The organism is Kitasatospora putterlickiae, from assembly GCF_039527695.1.
Classification (GTDB): domain Bacteria; phylum Actinomycetota; class Actinomycetes; order Streptomycetales; family Streptomycetaceae; genus Kitasatospora; species Kitasatospora putterlickiae.
On record NZ_BAAAKJ010000369.1, the window covers coordinates 1 to 2,803 of the forward strand.

The 2,803-nt window shown below is 77.1% G+C and carries 2 protein-coding genes and 1 pseudogene; all 3 read left to right on the forward strand.

From position 1 onward, the window contains the following. Positions 1–294 precede the first annotated feature (294 nt). Positions 295–951, forward strand: coding sequence for a class I SAM-dependent methyltransferase (locus tag ABD308_RS32845; RefSeq protein ID WP_344343195.1), 657 nt, complete (start codon positions 295–297; stop codon positions 949–951). Between the two features lie 228 nt (positions 952–1,179). Then, a complete protein-coding gene (locus ABD308_RS32850; protein ID WP_344343197.1) occupies positions 1,180–2,445 on the forward strand; it encodes a hypothetical protein in 1,266 nt (421 codons plus the stop codon). 7 nt (positions 2,446–2,452) lie between these two features. Further along, a pseudogene (locus tag ABD308_RS32855) lies at positions 2,453–2,803 on the forward strand (hypothetical protein); the annotation flags it as partial.

A 2,803-nucleotide genomic window follows, 5' to 3' on the forward strand; every position in this document is an offset into this window, starting at 1 on the left:
AAGGGGGGCTCGGGAGCGGGCGGGCGAGGGAGCGGGCTGCGGGGCGTGGGGTTGGGGTGAGGGGGCGGGGACGGGGGAGGCCCGCGCCGGGGGCGAGCGTGGGACGCCGGGTTCGCGCGAAGGGACGGGGGCGGGCTGGCGGGGAGCGAGCGTGGGCACGGGGTTCGGGTGGAGGGGCGGGGGCGGCCCGCGCCGGAGGGCGAGCGTGGGGCACAGGTAGGGCGCGGGCGTACCGTCGAGTAGGGTCCGACGGCGAGCAGGAGCACACTGGCACCCCCGTCGAGGAGCAGCACCATGTCCGACCGCCTGGAGAACACGCGTCCCCGGCCCGAGGTGCTGGCCGCGTTCGACGGCGCGACCGGGTTCATGCCCGTCGACGAGGGCCTCGCGCTGTACGCCGCCGCCGTGACCGCCGCGCACCGGACCGGCGGGCTGCCCGTGCTGGAGATCGGCACCTACTGCGGCCGCTCCGCGATCCTGCTGGCCGCCGCCGCCCGGGAGGCCGGCACCGTCGCGCTGACCGTCGACCACCACCGCGGCTCCGAGGAGCAGCAGCCCGGCTGGGAGTACCACGACCCGACGCTGGTCGACCCGGAGGTCGGCCGGATGGACACCCTCCCCCGGTTCCGCCGCACCCTGCACGCGGCGGGTCTGGAGGAGCACGTGGTCGCCCTGGTCGGCCGCTCGCCGCAGATCGCGGCCCTGTGGGGCGGCCGGCTCGCCCTGGTCTTCATCGACGGCGGCCACACCGACGAACACGCCACCGCCGACTACGAGGGCTGGGCGCCGCACCTGGCGCCCGAGGGCCTGCTGGTGGTCCACGACGTCTTCCCCGACCCCTCCGACGGCGGCCAGGCGCCCTACCGGGTGTACCTGCGGGCTCTGGACGAGGGCTTCGAGGAGGTCTCGGTGACAGGTTCGCTGCGCGTCCTGCGCCGCCGCGCCGCCTGAGCCGTGCACCCACGCGCCGGCCCGGCACCGTCCAGGGTGTCCGGAATCCGCCGACCGCGCCCACGGACGATCACGGATGCTCTAACGTCGTGCCGAGGCTGTCGGGCGGGGGCGCGAACGGTACGGTGTCCGCGCGGTCGCGGACGCCCGCGATCGCGGCACGGCCGCAGGACACCAGCAGAGCATCCGGGCGGAGCGCACCCGGGCCGACCGTGGGGGCCAGCACAGATGACGGACCAGCAGAACACCGCTCCGGCGGTCTGGGACCCGACCGCCCGGGGCGGCGCGGGCGGCTGGGTACGCGGCCCCCAGCAGCCCCCCGCCGCACCGCCGACCTCCCCCGCCGCACCGCCGCGCCCCTCGCGGTCACCGGCCGGCCCGCCTTCCGGACCGCCTTCCGGACCGCCCGCCGACGACGCGCCGACGGCCGTCATCCCGCAGCCGGTGCCGCCGCAGCCCGCCGCCCCCGGCTCGCTGCCGCCCCGTACCGCCCCGGCGTTCCCGCAGGCCGCCCCGAACGCCGGCCCGTCCTACGGCACGCCGCACCACCCTCAGCAGCCGCAGCAGCAGCAGCCCGTGTTCCCGCCCCAGCCCCAGCAGGGCTACGGCGCCCAGGCCCCGTACGGCCACCCCGGCCACTACCAGCCCGGCCCCGCTCAACCGGGCTACGGCCACCCCTCCCACGACTACCCGCAGCACGACTACCCCCAGCACGACTATCCGACCGGCTACACGGAGCCCGACGACGAGGGAGGCTCCACCGGAAGGCGCGCGCCGCTGCTGATCGCCTTCGCCCTGCTCTTCGTCCTCGCCCTGGGCGGCGGCATCCTCTGGGCGGTCCGGGACAAGGGCCCCGACACCGACCAGGCCGGCTCGGCCACCCCGTCCGCCGCCGCCACCGGCAGCGCCGACGCGTCCGGGAACCCGCCCCCGGCACCAGCCCCCAACGGTTCGGCCGGTGCGCCGACCCCGGCCGCCTCCGACACCGCGGCGGCGAGCGCGACGCCCAGCCCGACCGCGACCGTCGGCGGCCCCAACGCGCAGTCCCAGGCCAAGGCGCTGGACGAGCTGCTCACCCAGGGCGAGAGCGCCAAGGCCCCGATCGGCAACGCGGTCGCCAAGGTGAACAGCTGCCCGGCCAAGCCCGAGATCGAAACCGCCGCGCAGGTCTTCGACAGCGGCGCCAAGCAGCGCGACCAGCTCCTCACCAAGCTGGCCACCCTGAGTGTCACCGACCTGCCGGGCGGCGCGGAGGCCGTAAAGTCGCTGAAGTCCGCCTGGCAGCTGTCCGCCGACATCGACCGGGCGTACGCGAGCTGGGCCCGGACGGTCGCCAACCAGGGCTGCTCGGGCAGCGCCCCGAACACCGCCGACAAGAAGCGCGCCGACGAGCTCAACCCGCAGGCCACCCAGGCGAAGAAGGACTTCGTGGCGAAGTGGAAGACGATCGCCGACCAGTTCGGATTCACCGCCCGCACCCAGGACCGGATCTGACGCACCCGTGACGCGCACCACCCGCCACCCGGCCGAGCCCGCCGAGCCGTACGAACCCGCCCAGCCGTACGAACCCGCCCAGCCGTTCGACTCGTTCGAGCCGCTGGGCCCGATCGACGCCGAGGCCCCCCAGGGCGGCCCCGAAGACGGAGACGGCGCCCCCGGCGAAGCCGCCCCGGGCCCGCGCCGCCGCCGCTCCGCGCTGCTGCGCACCGTGACCGTGGTCGGCGTCCTCGCGCCGCTCGGCCTGGCCGGCTGGCTGGGCTGGCAGGCCGTCGGCAGTCCGGACCGGGGCATCCCCGGCGCCGCGCCGCCGCCCACCGCCCCGGCCGCCACCTCCCCGGCCGCCACCTCCCCC

What these genes read in the sequence shown, in the direction of transcription:
- ABD308_RS32845 (WP_344343195.1), top strand. Translation starts at nt 295, where the DNA reads ATGTCCGACCGCCTGGAGAACACGCGTCCCCGGCCCGAGGTGCTGGCC.
- ABD308_RS32850 (WP_344343197.1), top strand. Translation starts at nt 1,180, where the DNA reads ATGACGGACCAGCAGAACACCGCTCCGGCGGTCTGGGACCCGACCGCC.